The sequence below is a fragment of the Bacillus sp. FSL R5-0603 genome (genome assembly GCF_038050295.1).
Taxonomy (GTDB): Bacteria; Bacillota; Bacilli; order Bacillales; family Bacillaceae; genus Bacillus; species Bacillus subtilis.
Genome location: NZ_JBBOYP010000001.1, coordinates 1,000,117 through 1,015,346, shown reverse-complemented (window position 1 = coordinate 1,015,346; position 15,230 = coordinate 1,000,117). Strand labels below are relative to the sequence as shown.

Here is a 15,230-nt window from a genome sequence, read left to right as displayed (position 1 = left end):
GAAACAAGCAGATCAGTTCAAGAGCTTGTGGACAAATCTGAGGGCATTTCTCAAGCATCCAAAGCCGGCACTGTAACATCCAGCACTGTTGAAGAAAAGTCGATCGGCGGAAAAAAAGAGCTAGAAGTCCAGCAAAAACAGATGAACAAAATTGACACAAGCCTTGTCCAAATCGAAAAAGAAATGGTCAAGCTGGATGAAATCGCGCAGCAAATTGAAAAAATCTTCGGCATCGTCACAGGCATAGCTGAACAAACAAACCTTCTCTCGCTCAATGCATCTATTGAATCCGCCCGCGCCGGAGAACACGGCAAAGGCTTTGCTGTCGTGGCAAATGAAGTGCGGAAGCTTTCTGAGGATACGAAAAAAACCGTCTCTACTGTTTCTGAGCTTGTGAACAATACGAATACACAAATCAACATTGTATCGAAGCATATCAAAGACGTGAATGAGCTAGTCAGCGAAAGTAAAGAAAAAATGACGCAAATTAACCGCTTATTCGATGAAATCGTCCACAGCATGAAAATCAGCAAAGAGCAATCAGGCAAAATCGATGTCGATCTGCAGGCCTTTCTTGGAGGGCTTCAGGAAGTCAGCCGCGCCGTTTCCCATGTGACCGCTTCCGTTGATTCGCTTGTCATCCTGACAGAAGAATAACCATCAAAAACCGGTCTGCGATACGGCCGGTTTTTTTGCGTTCATTATGTAAACTTAAATTAAAAATCAGTTGACATAATAATTGCCTGCATTTATTGTATAACCATATTTGATTACTGTTTGGAGGATTTCACATGCTGAAATTAATCGACATGATGCATATTGCGATTTTCACCGCACTGATGGCAGTGCTCGGCTTTATGCCCCCTCTCTTCTTATCCTTTACACCTGTTCCGATTACATTGCAAACGCTTGGTGTCATGCTGGCAGGCAGCATCCTCAGGCCAAAGTCTGCTTTCTTAAGCCAGCTTGTCTTTTTGCTGCTCGTCGCCTTCGGAGCGCCGCTGTTGCCCGGCGGACGAGGCGGTTTTGGCGTTTTTTTCGGACCGAGCGCAGGCTTTTTGATTGCTTATCCCCTCGCTTCATGGCTGATCAGTTTAGCCGCTAACAGGCTGCGGAAGGTGACAGTATTGCGTCTCTTTTTCACTCATATCGTATTCGGCATCATCTTTATTTATCTGCTTGGTATACCGGTACAAGCTTTTATCATGCATATTGATTTGTCACAGGCCGCCTTCATGAGCCTTGCATATGTGCCTGGTGATTTGATAAAAGCGGCTGTATCTGCATTTCTGGCGATAAAAATCACTCAAGCCTTGTCTCTTTCTGATACGATGTTTACAAAAGGAGGATGACACTACATGACAATTACTCATACCTATTCATCTATTGCCGCAACATCGCCCGGCCGTGTAGCGATCCAGACTGAATCGGAGCAAATCACGTACCAGGATTGGGATCGGCTTGTCTCTCAAACCGCAAATTGGCTGCGGTCACAGCCGAGCATGCCGAATCGTGTGGCATTCCTGCTCCCAAATAGTGTGGCGTTTTTACAGCTGTTTGCCGGAGCCGCAGCGGCTGGATGCACGGCCATTCCCATCGACACACGCTGGAGCGCGGCTGAATGCAAGGAGCGGCTGTCCATAAGCAATGCGGATCTTGTGGTTACTTTAGCCTTTTTCAAAAACAAACTGACAGATAGCCAGACACCTGTTGTTTTGCTGGATAACTGTATGGCAGATATTTCTGAATCAGCCGCTGATCCCTTGCCTACCATTGATCCGGAGCACCCTTTTTATATGGGATTTACGTCGGGCTCGACAGGAAAACCGAAGGCCTTTACGCGATCTCACCGCTCATGGATAGAGAGCTTTACCTGTACAGAAACAGATTTTTCGATTTCATCAAATGACACGGTATTGATTCCCGGGACGTTAATGTCCTCTCACTTCTTATACGGGGCAGTCAGCACTTTGTTTCTCGGAGGAACCGTTTGTTTACTGAAAAAGTTCTCCCCTGCTCAAACGAAGGAATGGCTGAGCCGTGAATCCATCAGTGTTCTCTATACCGTACCGACGATGACAGACGCCCTCACAAGGATTGAGGGTTTTCCCGACAGTCCCGTCAAAATCATTTCATCCGGCGCAGACTGGCCGGCAGAATCCAAGGAGAAGCTTGCCGCTGCATGGCCTCATCTCAAGCTGTACGATTTTTACGGCACATCGGAGCTTAGTTTTGTGACGTTTTCTTCACCGGAAGACAGCAAACGGAAGCCGCATTCAGCGGGCCGCCCTTTTCATAATGTCCGGATCGAAATCCGCAATGCTGGAGGAGAACGCTGCCAGCCAGGAGAAATCGGAAAAATATTTGTCAAAAGCCCGATGAGGTTTTCCGGCTATGTGAACGGCAGCACACCAGATGAATGGATGACAGTGGATGATATGGGCTACGTTGATGAAGAGGGCTTTCTATACATATCAGGAAGAGAAAACGGGATGATCGTGTACGGAGGATTAAATATTTTCCCAGAAGAAATTGAACGTGTGCTTCTCGCCTGCCCAGAGGTTGAAAGCGCGGCTGTCGTTGGCATTCCCAACGAGTATTGGGGAGAAATCGCTGTAGCTGTCATTCTTGGAAACGCTAATGCCAGAACACTGAAAGCCTGGTGTAAACAGAAATTAGCCTCCTATAAAATTCCGAAAAAATGGGTGTTTGCAGACAGCTTGCCGGAAACGAGCAGCGGAAAAATTGCCCGTTCCAGAGTGAAAAAATGGCTGGAAGAGAGTGTACAGTATAAATGAATGCGGTTATTGTTGATGCAAAACGAACGATCTTTGGAAATCAAAACGGACTGCTGAAGCCCTTCCTGCCGGAGGATTTGGCGGCTCCCATCATCCGCTGTCTCAGCCGAAAGCTAGAGGATCAAGTTGACGAGGTCATTCTCGGAAACGCTACTGGCAGAGGCGGCAACCTCGCCAGACTGTCAGCCCTTCAAGCCGGACTGCCTTTATCGGTTCCCGGAATGACAATTGACAGACAGTGCGGCTCCGGCCTTGAAGCTGTGCGCTATGCCTGCAGCCTAATTCAAGCGGGAGCCGGCACGATGTATATCGCGGGCGGCTCAGAAAGCAGCAGCCAATCCCCTTTTTCAGAACGGGCCCGCTTTTCTCCAGATGCCATCGGCGATCCAGACATGGGCATCGCAGCAGAATATACGGCGGCACGCTATTCCATCAGCCGAAGCATGCAGGATGAGTACGCGCTTCTCAGCCATCAACGCAGCAGGAACGCGCATGATGAAGGATTTTACCGTGAAGAAATTGTTGCTCTCGGGGAATTGGAGACAGACGAAGCATTTTTGAAAACACGTCCGATAAAAGCGATTATTCCCCGCGCAAAGCCGGTTTTCGACACCAGCTCCGGAACAGTCACAGCAGCCAACAGCAGCGGCATAGCAGACGGAGCAGCCGCTCTTTTGGTAATGGACGAAGAAAAAGCGGCAGCCCTCGGACTTAAGCCTGTGCTTCGGTTTATCGGCAGCGCTGTCAGCGGCACTCACCCCAACTATCCGCCCGCGGCACCGGTTGATGCGATCCGTAACCTCTTACATACACACGATGTAACACCTGATGATATCGATTTATTTGAAATCAATGAAGCCTTTGCCGTCAAAATTTATGTCTGCTCGCAAGAACTCGGCATTCCCTTTTCAAAAATCAATGTGCGCGGCGGCGCATTAGCTCTTGGCCATCCATACGGTGCATCAGGTGCAGCTCTGGTAACCAGATTGTTTTATGAAGCGAAAAGACGGACAGACTGTCAATATGTGGTTGCAGCCATCGGAAGCGGCGGCGGAATCGGGCTGGCTTTATTATTTGAAGTTCTTGCATAGGCTTTTTCATAGGACACACGCTTTCGATTTAGTATAATAGCGATATGAATAAAGTCAGGAAGGGGATTTTATGACAGCCGTTTGTTTAGTAAGACATGGAGAAACCGATTGGAACCTGCAGCAAAAATGCCAAGGCAAAACCGATATCCCGCTAAACGCAACAGGTGAACGCCAAGCAAGAGAAACCGGAGAATATGTAAAGGACTTTTCTTGGGATATTATTGTGACGAGCCCGCTGAAAAGAGCGAAAAGAACCGCGGAAATTATTAATGAATATCTGCATCTTCCGATAGTCGAGATGGATGATTTTAAGGAGCGCGATTACGGCGACGCGGAGGGCATGCCGCTGGAGGAACGGACAAAGCGCTATCCGGATAACATCTATCCGAATATGGAAACCTTAGAAGAACTCACTGACAGACTGATGGGCGGTTTGGCAAAAGTGAACCAGGCGTATCCAAACAAGAAGGTGCTGATCGTGGCGCACGGTGCGGCAATTCACGCCCTGCTGACGGAAATATCCGGCGGTGACCCGGAGCTTCAAAGCACCCGTCTCGTCAACGCCTGCCTCAGCAACATTGAATTTGCAGAAGAAAAATGGCGGATAAAAGACTATAATATCAACAGCCACTTATCCGGCTTTATCAAATAAGAAAAAGACAGGCGTTTGCCTGTCTTTTCTTTTATTTCTTAGCAGCCGGCATCTCTTTTTGAAGCTCGTCCAAAATGGCATTCGCCCCGTCTACACTGCGGCGCAGAGACCACACCGCACGGTCCACGTGGTATACATGCCCGTTTTTCACTGCCTTCAGTTTTTTCCAAAGGACATTCTTTTCGATCGGGCGTTTACCGTCGGCGTCGAGGTCATCTGTTTTTCCTGTCATCAGGATGATCACATCCGGATCTGTTTTCAGCAGCTGCTCCAGTGTCATTTTCATATTCACAGAGTCGCCGCCATTGCTTGAATCGCTATTGCCTGACGTACTGATTGCATATCGATAGCCGACCTGTGTTAAAAGTCTTGATGTAAAGAAGTTTTCATCCCTGGCCATAATCGTATCATTTGTATTTCCGATCAAAAGCACGGACTGGCTGTTCGCGCTGATTTTCTGCTTTGTCTCGCTAAGCTTTTCTTCATGCGCCGTCAGCTTTTTCTCCATTTCCTTCTCCTTGCCGACTGCTTTTGCAATCGTAAGTGAAGCGTCAATTGTATCCTGATAATCAGCATTTAAATTATTAAGCGCAATCGTCGGCGCTATTTTTTTCAGCTGATCGTACACCTTCTTATGCCGGGTCGTGTCAGCAATAATTAAATCGGGTTTTAATGAAGCGATTTTTTCCATGCTTGGCTGTGAGCGAGTGCCGACAGATGTGTAGCCGTCAATTTTCTTCAGCACATCCTTGTTGATCAGCTGCTTCGCTTTGTTGTCATCGGCAACCCCGACAGGCGTAATGCCGAGATCAAGCAGTGTATCAATAAAACCTAGCTCAAGAACAACAACCCGCTTCGGATGCTCAGGCACATTTGTCTTCCCTAAATCATGTGTTACCGCCACTTTATGTTCTTTACTGTTTTGATTGCCGCTTGAAGACGAGCAAGCAGCCGTTAAGACAGAAAGAAGTAAAACTGTAAGAATAATCAGTGTTTTTTTCATATGTTCCAGTCTCTCCTGTTGGTAGTTTCAATGGTTAAGATGTCCAAGAGTAGTATAACACGGAATGAGAATCATTATCACCAATTATTTTTAAAATGAGAAGAGAAAGTTCGGCTTACAGGAAAATCTTGTTTCACGACACAGCAGTTCAGCAGCTGATCATCCTGTCCACAAAAAAGCTTGCAGAAAAATAACATTCTCTGCAAGCTGATCCTGTTAAAGCTTCACAATCACTCTTCCTTGAATGCGATTTTGCAAAATATCTTTTAACGCACCCGGCGTTTCTTCCAATGATACTTCCCTGTCCACGATGGTCAGCAGCTGATCAGGCTTGAGATCAGAAGACATGCGCTCCCAAACAGCGGCTCTGACGTCCATCGGACAGTATACTGAATCGATTCCGAGCAGGCTTACTCCGCGAAGAATAAAAGGATACACCGTTGCCGGAACTTCTCCTCCGCCGGTTAAGCCGCTCACTGCGACAGATCCGCCGTATTGAATTTTGCTTAAAAGCGAGGCAAGCTGTTTTCCGCCGACTGGATCAACCGCTCCCTGCCATTGCTGCTTGGACAGCGCCTTAAGCGTTCCGTCATAGACATCTTCCCTGCTGATTACTTCGCTTGCACCGAGCTGTTTCAAATAATCAGCCGCCTCCCGGTTTCCGGTGCTTGCCACCACATCATAGCCCCGCTTGTTCAGCATCGATACCGCAATACCGCCGACACCGCCGGTTGCTCCTGTGACTAGCACGCTGCCTTTTTCCGGAGACAGACCGTTCTGTTCAAGCCGATGCACTGATAACGCCGCAGTAAATCCCGCCGTTCCGTACACCATCGCTTCTTTTAACGATAGATTCTGTGGCAAAGGCACCAGCCAGTCACCAGGCACCGAAGCGTATTCACTTAATCCGCCATCACGGGAGACACCGAGCTCATAGCTTGTCGCGATCACCTCATCCCCCTCCGCAAAACGCGGATCATTGGAAGAGACGACCGTACCCGCAGCATCAATGCCTAAAATAAGCGGATACTCTCTGACGATATTGCCTCCTGCTTTTCCGGCCAGACCATCTTTGTAATTAATGCCGGAATAAGCAACTTTAATCAGGACACCATCCTTCGGCAAATCCTCTGTTGATATGGTTTTCACATGGACTGAAACATCATCGGCATTTTTTTCTGCCTGCAATGCTTGAAATAACGTTGACATTCGGCACACTCCTTTTCATTTCTATCGTAACCGAAGAACGTTCAAAAAACCAAATCATCAAGCCGCAGCTTTCATTTCGCCGGCACATTGAGACAATAATGGACAAATCCGGTATCCTCTTCATAGCCGTTTTGCTCATACAAGCTTCTTGCCTTCCGGTTGTGGTGCTCAGTCTGAAGTGTTAAACATTTTGCCCCGTTTTCCTCTGCATAATCCTTTGCGGCAGAAAGCAGCCGGCCGCCGGCTCCCTTTGTACGCGCATGAGGAACGACAAATAAGTCATTTAATATGTAGATCCTTTTCATTGACACAGAAGAAAACGTTGGATAGAGCTGGGTAAAGCCTATGAATTCTCCATTTTCTTCTGCTATCAAAATAACAGACTCGTGATTTTCCAAACGAGCTTTCAAAAAAGCCTCTGCCCCTTGCAAATCGGATGCCTGTCTATAAAATTCCCGATATTGGTTAAACAACGGCGCAATGGCGGCCGCATCTGATGTCTTTGCTTGGCGAATGTTCATCTCATTTCTTCCTCCCTCTCAATAATTTTTTTATTCTATCCCTTTTCTGTAAAGTTTATTTTTCAGAATACTTTTATCATCATGTTTTGAAAAAATATCACGATAATATCCATTGTTCTCACGGAAGCATATGCAGGTCATTTGAACGAATTTTTTCGACAGGAATTTGCCGGGACTCAGGAGCATTTAACCTAAAAAAGCATGACATTTCAGCATAATGAACATTTACTCATGTCTATTTTCGTTCTTTTCTGTATGAAAATAGTTATTTCGAGTCTCTACGGAAATAGCGAGAGATGATATACCTAAATAGAGATAAAATCATCTCAAAAAAATGGGTCTACTAAAATATTATTCCATCTATTACAATAAATTCACAGAATAGTCTTTTAAGTAAGTCTACTCTGAATTTTTTAAAAGGAGAGGGTAAAGAGTGAGAAGCAAAAAATTGTGGATCAGCTTGTTGTTTGCGTTAACATTAATCTTTACGATGGCGTTCAGCAACATGTCTGCGCAGGCTGCCGGAAAAAGCAGTACAGAAAAGAAATACATTGTCGGATTTAAACAGACAATGAGTGCCATGAGTTCCGCCAAGAAAAAGGATGTTATTTCTGAAAAAGGCGGAAAGGTTCAAAAGCAATTTAAGTATGTTAACGCGGCCGCAGCAACATTGGATGAAAAAGCTGTAAAAGAACTGAAAAAAGATCCGAGCGTTGCATATGTGGAAGAAGATCATATTGCACATGAATATGCGCAATCTGTTCCTTATGGCATTTCTCAAATTAAAGCACCGGCTCTTCACTCTCAAGGCTACACAGGCTCTAACGTAAAAGTAGCTGTTATCGACAGCGGTATTGACTCTTCTCATCCTGACTTAAACGTCAGAGGCGGAGCAAGCTTCGTACCTTCTGAAACAAACCCATACCAGGACGGCAGTTCCCACGGTACGCATGTAGCCGGTACGATTGCCGCTCTTAATAACTCAATCGGTGTTCTGGGCGTAGCGCCAAGCGCATCATTATATGCAGTAAAAGTGCTTGATTCAACAGGAAGCGGCCAATATAGCTGGATTATTAACGGCATTGAGTGGGCCATTTCCAACAATATGGATGTTATCAACATGAGCCTTGGCGGACCTACTGGTTCTACAGCGCTGAAAACAGTCGTTGACAAAGCCGTTTCCAGCGGTATCGTCGTTGCTGCCGCTGCCGGAAACGAAGGTTCGTCCGGAAGCTCAAGCACAGTCGGCTACCCTGCAAAATATCCTTCTACTATTGCGGTAGGTGCGGTAAACAGCAGCAACCAAAGAGCTTCATTCTCAAGCGCAGGTTCCGAGCTTGATGTGATGGCTCCTGGCGTATCCATCCAAAGCACACTTCCTGGAGGCACTTACGGTGCTTACAACGGAACGTCAATGGCGACTCCTCACGTTGCCGGAGCAGCAGCGCTAATTCTTTCTAAGCATCCGACTTGGACAAACGCGCAAGTCCGTGATCGTTTAGAAAGCACTGCAACATATCTTGGAAACTCTTTCTACTATGGAAAAGGGTTAATCAACGTACAAGCAGCTGCACAATAATAGCAAAAAGAAGCAGGTTCCTCCATACCTGCTTCTTTTTATTTGTCAGCATCCTGATGTTCCGGCGCATTCTCTTCTTTCTCCGCATGTTGAATCCGTTCCATGATCGACGGATGGCTGCCTCTGAAAATCTTCACAAGCACCGGAGGATCAACCTGGCTCAGCCCCGTCACGGCCAAATCCTGAAACGTTTTAACAGCGGCTTCTCTGTTCTCTGTCAACTCGATCCCATACTGGTCAGCCTTATTCTCCTGATAACGCGAGACAGCATTAGAAAAAGGCGTAACCGCAAAGCTCAAAACAGAAAACAAAAGCAATAACAGCGGAAGTGCCGCAAGATCATGCCGCCCTTCTAAATGAAACATGCTGCGGGTTAGGCGAACCGTCCGCTTGTAAAGCTTATCAATGACATAAAATCCGGCGAGTGACACGAGCAAATAACCAGCCAGACCGATGTAAACGTGCTTCATGACATAATGGCCCATTTCGTGGCCCATAATAAACAGGATTTCTGAATCGTCAAGTTTGTTCAGTGTCGTATCCCACAATACAATCCGTTTATTGGCCCCAATTCCTGTAACATAGGCATTCAGCGCATTTGTTTTTTCTGACATGTTCACTTCATATACATGATCAGCCGGAATATTGGCTTCATCTGCCAGCTCTAAAATTTTGCTTTCAAGCTCTTTGTTTTTAAGCGGATAAAATTCATTGTATAAAGGATCGATAATGACCGGCTGAATAAAAAACAGAAAAAGCGAAAACGGCACTGTTAACAGCCAGGCGTATAACCACCATTTTTTTTCATGCCTTTTGATCAGCCAATAAAAAACGAGAACGCAAAGCGTAAAGATTGGAAAGCTGATCCAAAAGCTGATAACCTGATCCTTAGCCCAGCTGGCCGTTGTCTGTGTGGAAATGTTATAGTCAAGCGATACTTGATAGCCTATCCAATCTAAAGGCAGCGTCACCAATGTTGTAACCAGCGAAAGCACAAACACAAAACCAACGGTCTGCAAAAACCGAAAAGGCACGGCCGCTTCCATCCATTTCTTGATTTTCTTTGAAACACCGCTGACCAGCAGAACAAAAAACAGAAACCAATCAAGTGGTACCCCGATAAAAAACAAAAAATTCTTGACATTCGAATACTGCTCGGCCACTGCCAGCTCAGACGGCTTCATGAAGGAAGCCGGATCAGCCTGCGTCCCTTTCACGGCTTCCGGTATTGCGGAATCACCCGACAGGAAAAAATACCAATAAAAAAACAGCCCGTACAGCACGTAAGCAAGTCCTGCTGCCGCAATCCACTTGCGCATAACGCCTCACTCCTCACATCAACCCGTTACTTCTATTGTAATCATAAATTCAAATTCTTAGAACCAAGCTGTGTTCCGCACTTTTCCACCCTTTTAAGCATGGAAAGCCCGATCGCTGGGAAAACTAACAATGTTTGGAGTGATGCAAATGAAAAAAATAGTGGCAGCCATCGTGGTAATCGGTCTTGTGTTTATAGCATTTTTTTATCTTTACAGCCGATCAGGCGATGTGTATCAATCGGTAGACGCGGATTTGATCACACTGTCTTCAAGCGGCCAGGAAGATATCGAGATTGAAAAAAGACAGCACGTCAAAGATATGCTGGATATTATGAATCAGGGAAAACAGGTGAAGACAGAAAAAACATCAGCCCCTGATTACGAAGGGACAATCAAGTTTCATAAAGACCGGTATGACTCATTCAGACTATGGATTGACGGAAGCCAGCAAGCCGTTTTTTTGAAGGATGGCACATACTACAAATTAAGCAAAAATGATACAAAGGCGCTGCTAAATATTATTAAAAAAGAAGCAAAGGATTGAAAATGAAAAAGCGAAGCTAACCGCTTCGCTTTTTCATTTTATTGGGGCAAAATATCTCTCAGTGCCCGTCTGAGCATTTTCCCCGTCGCATTTTTCGGAATATCGTCAAGAAACGTAATGGCAGCAGGCCGCTTGTACTTTGCCAGATGCTTTTCACAGTGCTGCATGATATCCTCTTCTGTTACCCCAGAGCGTTTCGGCACCACATATCCCTTTACCGCTTCCCCGCTTTGGGGGTCCGGCACGCCGATGACAACCGCCTCCTTGACGTCCGGATGGCTGTACAGCACCTCCTCCACCTCCCGCGGATACACATTGTATCCTCCTACAATGATCATGTCTTTTTTCCGGTCAACAATGTAAAAATAGCCGTCCTCATCCCGTCTTGCCAAGTCCCCCGTATAAAGCCACCCGTCTTTTAATGCATGTTCTGTTTCCATCGGCATTTTATAATAGCCCTTCATCACATTGGGGCCTTTCACGATCAATTCGCCGACCTGGTGAGCGGGCAGCTCGCGTCCGAGCGGATCTACGACCTTGTTTTCGACATGTAAGATACTTGTCCCGATGGAGCCCGGTTTTCTGCCCCTGTCAAATGGGTTAAAGCACGTGACGGGTGATGCTTCCGAGAGCCCGTAGCCTTCCAAGATGGTAACACCGAATTTTTCTTCAAACGCCGTCAGCAACGCGACTGGCATGGCCGCGCCTCCCGAAATGCACAGCCGGATCGAAGAAAAATCATCTTTCTTTCCGTTTTCATGCTGAAACAAGTAGTTATACATTGTAGGCACACCGGCAAAAATGGTCGCCTGCTGCTGCTTAACAAGCTTAAAAACAGATGCCGGACTGAATTGAGGCTCAATCAAGACAGTTGCGCCGCTCATCAGCGGTGCATTCATACAGACAGTTAAACAAAACACGTGAAACATGGGAAGAGCGCAGACCACATTGTCCCTCTCATCCATTCCCAAATAGCCTGCGACATCGTTGGCATTGCTGTACAAATTCTGATGAGTCAGCATCGCGCCTTTCGGTTTTCCAGTCGTTCCTGACGTATATAAAATAACCGCGGTATCATCAGGGACAAGTTCTTGGTTTTGTTTAGCGGCAGATGTCGGCCGCAATATTTTTGCAAACGTTGTCATTTTCATCCTGACCTCTGGGTCCGCAGCTTCCGGCTCGGTCTCCCCCGTCTGGCATAAAATGACGAGCTCAACCTTTGGCAGCGACTCATGCATGCTCTCATAAAGCGGCAAAAGCTGGCTAACGCCCACGATCGCCTTTACATCGCCATTTGTCAGCATATAACCAATTTCTGTCGGCGTGTACAACGGATTGATGGGAACAACCACGATCCCAGCTTTTAAAGCGCCAAAAAACGCGATGATAAAATCAGGCGAATTGCCAAGCAGCAAAGCTAGATGGTCCCCTTTCTCCATACCGGCTTCCTGAAGGCCGTCCGCAAATCGCTGAATATGTTCATTCAGCTCTTGATACGTCATCATGTGATTTTTAAACCTGCATGCGATGCTGTCGGGCTTCTCAGATGCTGTTCCTTCCAATTTTGAAACAAGATTCATTCTCCCACCCCTTAAAGTGAATGAATAGTCATTCATTATTGAAGCCAAGCTTTCTCCTCCATTATAGAGAAACTGAAAAAAACACTCAAGAGCAAAAAGCCCTGAGTGTCAGTACTGTCATAGTTTCTTCAATGCTTCGGCAATCGGCGTATCTCCTGCTGTCAGATCAAAGGCCCGATTTTCCGTATTCTTCTCATCTAAAGAGGCAATGACCGTTTTTGCAACGTCATCACGAGAAATAAATCCCCGCTCCAGATCCTTCGCTGCTGAAACAGTTCCCGTTCCAGGCTCATTGCGAAGGCCTCCCGGACGGATAATCGTATAGGTTAAACCGCTCGCTTCCAGAATTTTATCAGCATAATGCTTGGCCACATAATAAGGCTTGAGTGCCTCATTCCAATTTTCACGGTGATGGGCTTGCAGGGCGCTGACCATAATAAACCGTTTGATTCCGGCAATGTCCGCAGCTTCAATGGCTTTTGCCGCTCCATCGAGATCCACCAGCAGCGTTTTATCATAACCTGTGCTGCCGCCGGAACCGGCTGTGAAAATGATCGCGTCACAACCTTTTGCCGCAGCGGCGATTTCTTCCGGGCTGCCCTCCAGATTCGCAAGCACAGCTTCTGCACCGGCAGCTTCAAGAGACGCTTTCTGTTCTTCTTTTCTGACCATCGCTCTGATGGAATGATCAGGATTATCTTGGAATAAAGAGACGAGTCTTTGCCCGATTTGTCCGTTCGCTCCGATTAAAAACACTTTCATGTGAATCCCTCCTGCCTCCATTATTTCAAAAACACAACCGCTCTTTCAAACGATGTGTTTTGCCTTAATAAATCAGATCAAGGAAATCCTCTTTCGTAATGTTCCCAAAGTAATGCTTGAGATTCACACCTTCGAGCACATCAGCGATGACGCTGCGTTCGTATTGTTTTCCGACCAGCAGGTTTTCAATTTCAGATACATCACCGACACCAAAGAAATCTCCGAAGATTTTGCAGTCCTCGATTTTGCCTTTCTTGACCTCCAGGCGCAAATCGATCGATCCAACCGGATAACGTTTCGAATGATTAAGGTTAAATTTCGGCGAGCGGCCGTAGTTCCAATCCCAATTCTGATAGCGCTCTTTCGAAATTTGATGAATGGTCTCCCAATCTTTTTCCGTCAGTTTATACTCCGGCACGTTTCCAATGTCGTTTGTGTTAAAAATATGGCGAAGCAAATGGCTGCGGAATTCTTCGGTGGTCATTTTATCATCGAGAAACTCACTGATGTTTGCCACTCGGCTTCTGATCGATTTGATGCCTTTTGATTCAATTTTATCCTTTTTCACCTTTAATGCTGATACAACATGATCTATAGCTGAATCAAACATGAGGGTGCCGTGGCTGAAAATACGGCCTTTCGTTGCAAACTGAGCGTTTCCGGATATTTTCCGGCCATCCACTACAATGTCGTTCCGGCCGCTTAATTCCGCTTCAACCCCAAGCTGATGTAACGCCTGAATCACCGGCTCAGTGAATTTTTTAAAGTTATGAAAGCTGTCCCCGTCATCCTTGGTAATAAAGCTGAAGTTCAAGTTCCCCAGATCATGGTACACAGCGCCCCCGCCTGATAAACGGCGGACGACGATAATCCCGTTTTCCTCAACATATTTTGTATTGATTTCTTCTATTGTATTTTGGTTTTTCCCAATGATAATAGACGGTTGATTCACATAAAAGAGCAAATATTGCTGTTCAGGGTCTAAATGCTTTACACAGTACTCCTCGATAGCAAGATTAATCCGCGGATCATTGATATTTTGATTGTCTATAAATAACATGGTGCTCCTCCTTTATCCTTCCCACACAAAACCTGATTTCGCAATATTCACTTCTCCGTTAAAAACGGTTTTCGCTTCTTTGCGAAGGTTGTCATGCACGCCAAAATGCGGCAAATGTGTCAGCAGCAGTTCTCCCGCTCCCGCTTCTTTTGCAATGCGCCCGGCTTCCAGGCTGTTCATATGGCCTGCACTTGTTCCGTCTTGATCGGCATAAAAATTGCATTCCGAGATCAATAAATCAGCACCTTTCGAAAACGGTATAAATGAATCCTGATAGCTGGAATCAGCAGTATAAACGACAGTGTGGCTGCCGTCAGTAATCCGCATGGCATAGCACGTCACCGGGTGAATCGTTTTTAAAAAGGTGATCGTAAATGGACCGGCAGTCAGCGGCTGATCCGGCTGATAGGCGATCCCTTTCGTATGTGTTTTATATGTAAGCTTTTGAAACTGTTCTATATCAGCATCATGTCCGTAAATCGGAAGCGTATGCTCTCCTTTGCCGAGAAACGAACCGACTTGCTTGGCAAATTGCAGCGGCCCGATATCAGCGATATGGTCATGGTGATAATGAGACAGAACGACCGCATCCAGCTTTTCCGCCGGCACATATCCGAACAGCTTAGACAAAACGGCACTGCCGCAATCAACAAGCAGAGAGTAATCACCTGACTGAAACAAATAGCCTGACGTCGCTTCATTTGCGGCCGGAAAACCGCCATAGCATCCGATAACTGTAACTTTCATAATGTCCTCCTATCTTTTCAAAAAAATTGATCCTCCTTCAATATACCCATTTTTCTTGAAAAAAGCATGTTTTAAACATTGTATCAAAACAGTTATTGATTTTTGTGATCTGTTATATTACAATGAAATCACTACAAAGGGGAAAGAGGGATTGGTTATGCTGGGGAAAATCACAGAATTTTTTAGAAACCTGCCTTCGAAAAAGTGTGCGGAATGCGGAAAAAAGATAGAAGAGCAGCATGAGTGCTATGGTAATATCTGCAATGACTGTATAAAAGTAAACGATTTGTAATGAGCGAAAATCCCGCGCCTTACGCGTGGGATTTTCTTATTTTTTCACATATCTCTTAATTTTGAAATAATAG

16 protein-coding genes are annotated in these 15,230 nt (G+C 46.0%); 8 read left to right on the top strand and 8 right to left on the bottom strand.

Translation table 11 applies throughout. The annotated features are described in order from the left end of the window. The first annotated feature begins 141 nt into the window (after nt 1-141). From NYE56_RS21305 to phoE, 5 genes are all read left to right on the top strand, one after another. The gene (locus tag NYE56_RS21305) at nt 142-657 is read left to right on the top strand and encodes a methyl-accepting chemotaxis protein (protein WP_445684729.1); all 516 of its coding nucleotides are present in this window, start codon (nt 142-144) and stop codon (nt 655-657) included. A 134-nt stretch (nt 658-791) separates the two neighbouring features. Next, on the top strand, nt 792-1,352 hold the full coding sequence (locus NYE56_RS05170; RefSeq protein ID WP_003233151.1) for a biotin transporter BioY: 561 nt from the start codon (nt 792-794) through the stop codon (nt 1,350-1,352). 6 nt (nt 1,353-1,358) lie between these two features. After that, on the top strand, nt 1,359-2,798 hold the full coding sequence (locus NYE56_RS05165; protein ID WP_341283556.1) for an acyl-CoA synthetase: 1,440 nt from the start codon (nt 1,359-1,361) through the stop codon (nt 2,796-2,798). Further along, nucleotides 2,795-3,889, top strand: a complete 1,095-nt coding sequence (locus NYE56_RS05160) for an acetyl-CoA C-acyltransferase (protein WP_341283555.1) — start codon at nt 2,795-2,797, stop codon at nt 3,887-3,889. Before NYE56_RS05165 ends, NYE56_RS05160 begins: the two co-directional genes overlap by 4 nt. Before the next feature lie 70 nt (nt 3,890-3,959). Beyond that, nucleotides 3,960-4,541 carry a phosphatase PhoE gene (phoE, locus tag NYE56_RS05155; RefSeq protein WP_003233157.1) on the top strand — a complete coding sequence of 194 codons (582 nt, stop codon included), beginning with the start codon at nt 3,960-3,962 and terminating at the stop codon, nt 4,539-4,541. Nucleotides 4,542-4,572: 31 nt separating this feature from the next. On the opposite strand, the gene NYE56_RS05150 is transcribed toward phoE, so the two are convergent. The 3 genes from NYE56_RS05150 to NYE56_RS05140 all read right to left on the bottom strand — a co-directional run bounded on the left by NYE56_RS05150 (nt 4,573) and on the right by NYE56_RS05140 (nt 7,274). Continuing rightward, entirely contained in the window at nt 4,573-5,544 is a 972-nt protein-coding gene (locus NYE56_RS05150) for an ABC transporter substrate-binding protein (protein ID WP_003233159.1), read from the bottom strand. Nucleotides 5,545-5,760: 216 nt separating this feature from the next. Further along, a complete protein-coding gene (locus NYE56_RS05145; RefSeq protein WP_003233163.1) occupies nt 5,761-6,753 on the bottom strand; it encodes an NADPH:quinone oxidoreductase family protein in 993 nt (330 codons plus the stop codon). 71 nt (nt 6,754-6,824) lie between these two features. Continuing rightward, a complete protein-coding gene (locus tag NYE56_RS05140) occupies nt 6,825-7,274 on the bottom strand; it encodes a GNAT family N-acetyltransferase (protein WP_015252428.1) in 450 nt (149 codons plus the stop codon). A 433-nt stretch (nt 7,275-7,707) separates the two neighbouring features. Here NYE56_RS05140 and aprE point away from each other — a divergent pair, with 433 nt between their 5' ends. Further along, nucleotides 7,708-8,853 (top strand): subtilisin AprE, encoded by a 1,146-nt coding sequence (gene aprE / locus NYE56_RS05135; RefSeq protein WP_029726299.1) that lies wholly within the window; start codon nt 7,708-7,710, stop codon nt 8,851-8,853. A gap of 38 nt (nt 8,854-8,891) precedes the next feature. Here the strand turns inward: aprE and NYE56_RS05130 are convergent, their stop codons facing one another. Beyond that, complete coding sequence (locus NYE56_RS05130) at nt 8,892-10,172, bottom strand: M48 family metallopeptidase (protein ID WP_341283554.1); 1,281 nt, start codon at nt 10,170-10,172, stop codon at nt 8,892-8,894. Nucleotides 10,173-10,320: 148 nt separating this feature from the next. On the opposite strand from NYE56_RS05130, the gene NYE56_RS05125 reads away from it, so the two are divergent. After that, nucleotides 10,321-10,716 carry a hypothetical protein gene (locus tag NYE56_RS05125; RefSeq protein ID WP_003245187.1) on the top strand — a complete coding sequence of 132 codons (396 nt, stop codon included), beginning with the start codon at nt 10,321-10,323 and terminating at the stop codon, nt 10,714-10,716. Nucleotides 10,717-10,754: 38 nt separating this feature from the next. On the opposite strand, the gene lcfB is transcribed toward NYE56_RS05125, so the two are convergent. The 4 genes from lcfB to NYE56_RS05105 all read right to left on the bottom strand — a co-directional run bounded on the left by lcfB (nt 10,755) and on the right by NYE56_RS05105 (nt 14,865). Next, on the bottom strand, nt 10,755-12,296 hold the full coding sequence (gene lcfB, locus NYE56_RS05120) for a long-chain-fatty-acid--CoA ligase LcfB (protein ID WP_341283553.1): 1,542 nt from the start codon (nt 12,294-12,296) through the stop codon (nt 10,755-10,757). A 117-nt stretch (nt 12,297-12,413) separates the two neighbouring features. Continuing rightward, nucleotides 12,414-13,058 carry an SDR family oxidoreductase gene (locus tag NYE56_RS05115; RefSeq protein ID WP_341283552.1) on the bottom strand — a complete coding sequence of 215 codons (645 nt, stop codon included), beginning with the start codon at nt 13,056-13,058 and terminating at the stop codon, nt 12,414-12,416. 64 nt (nt 13,059-13,122) lie between these two features. Next, nucleotides 13,123-14,118 carry a lipoate--protein ligase LplJ gene (gene lplJ, locus NYE56_RS05110; protein WP_014479356.1) on the bottom strand — a complete coding sequence of 332 codons (996 nt, stop codon included), beginning with the start codon at nt 14,116-14,118 and terminating at the stop codon, nt 13,123-13,125. A gap of 12 nt (nt 14,119-14,130) precedes the next feature. Then, on the bottom strand, nt 14,131-14,865 hold the full coding sequence (locus tag NYE56_RS05105) for an MBL fold metallo-hydrolase (RefSeq protein WP_335449089.1): 735 nt from the start codon (nt 14,863-14,865) through the stop codon (nt 14,131-14,133). Between the two features lie 157 nt (nt 14,866-15,022). Between NYE56_RS05105 and yhfH the strand changes: the two genes are divergently transcribed. Further along, nucleotides 15,023-15,157 (top strand): protein YhfH, encoded by a 135-nt coding sequence (gene yhfH, locus NYE56_RS05100; protein WP_003244802.1) that lies wholly within the window; start codon nt 15,023-15,025, stop codon nt 15,155-15,157. Nucleotides 15,158-15,230 lie beyond the last annotated feature (73 nt).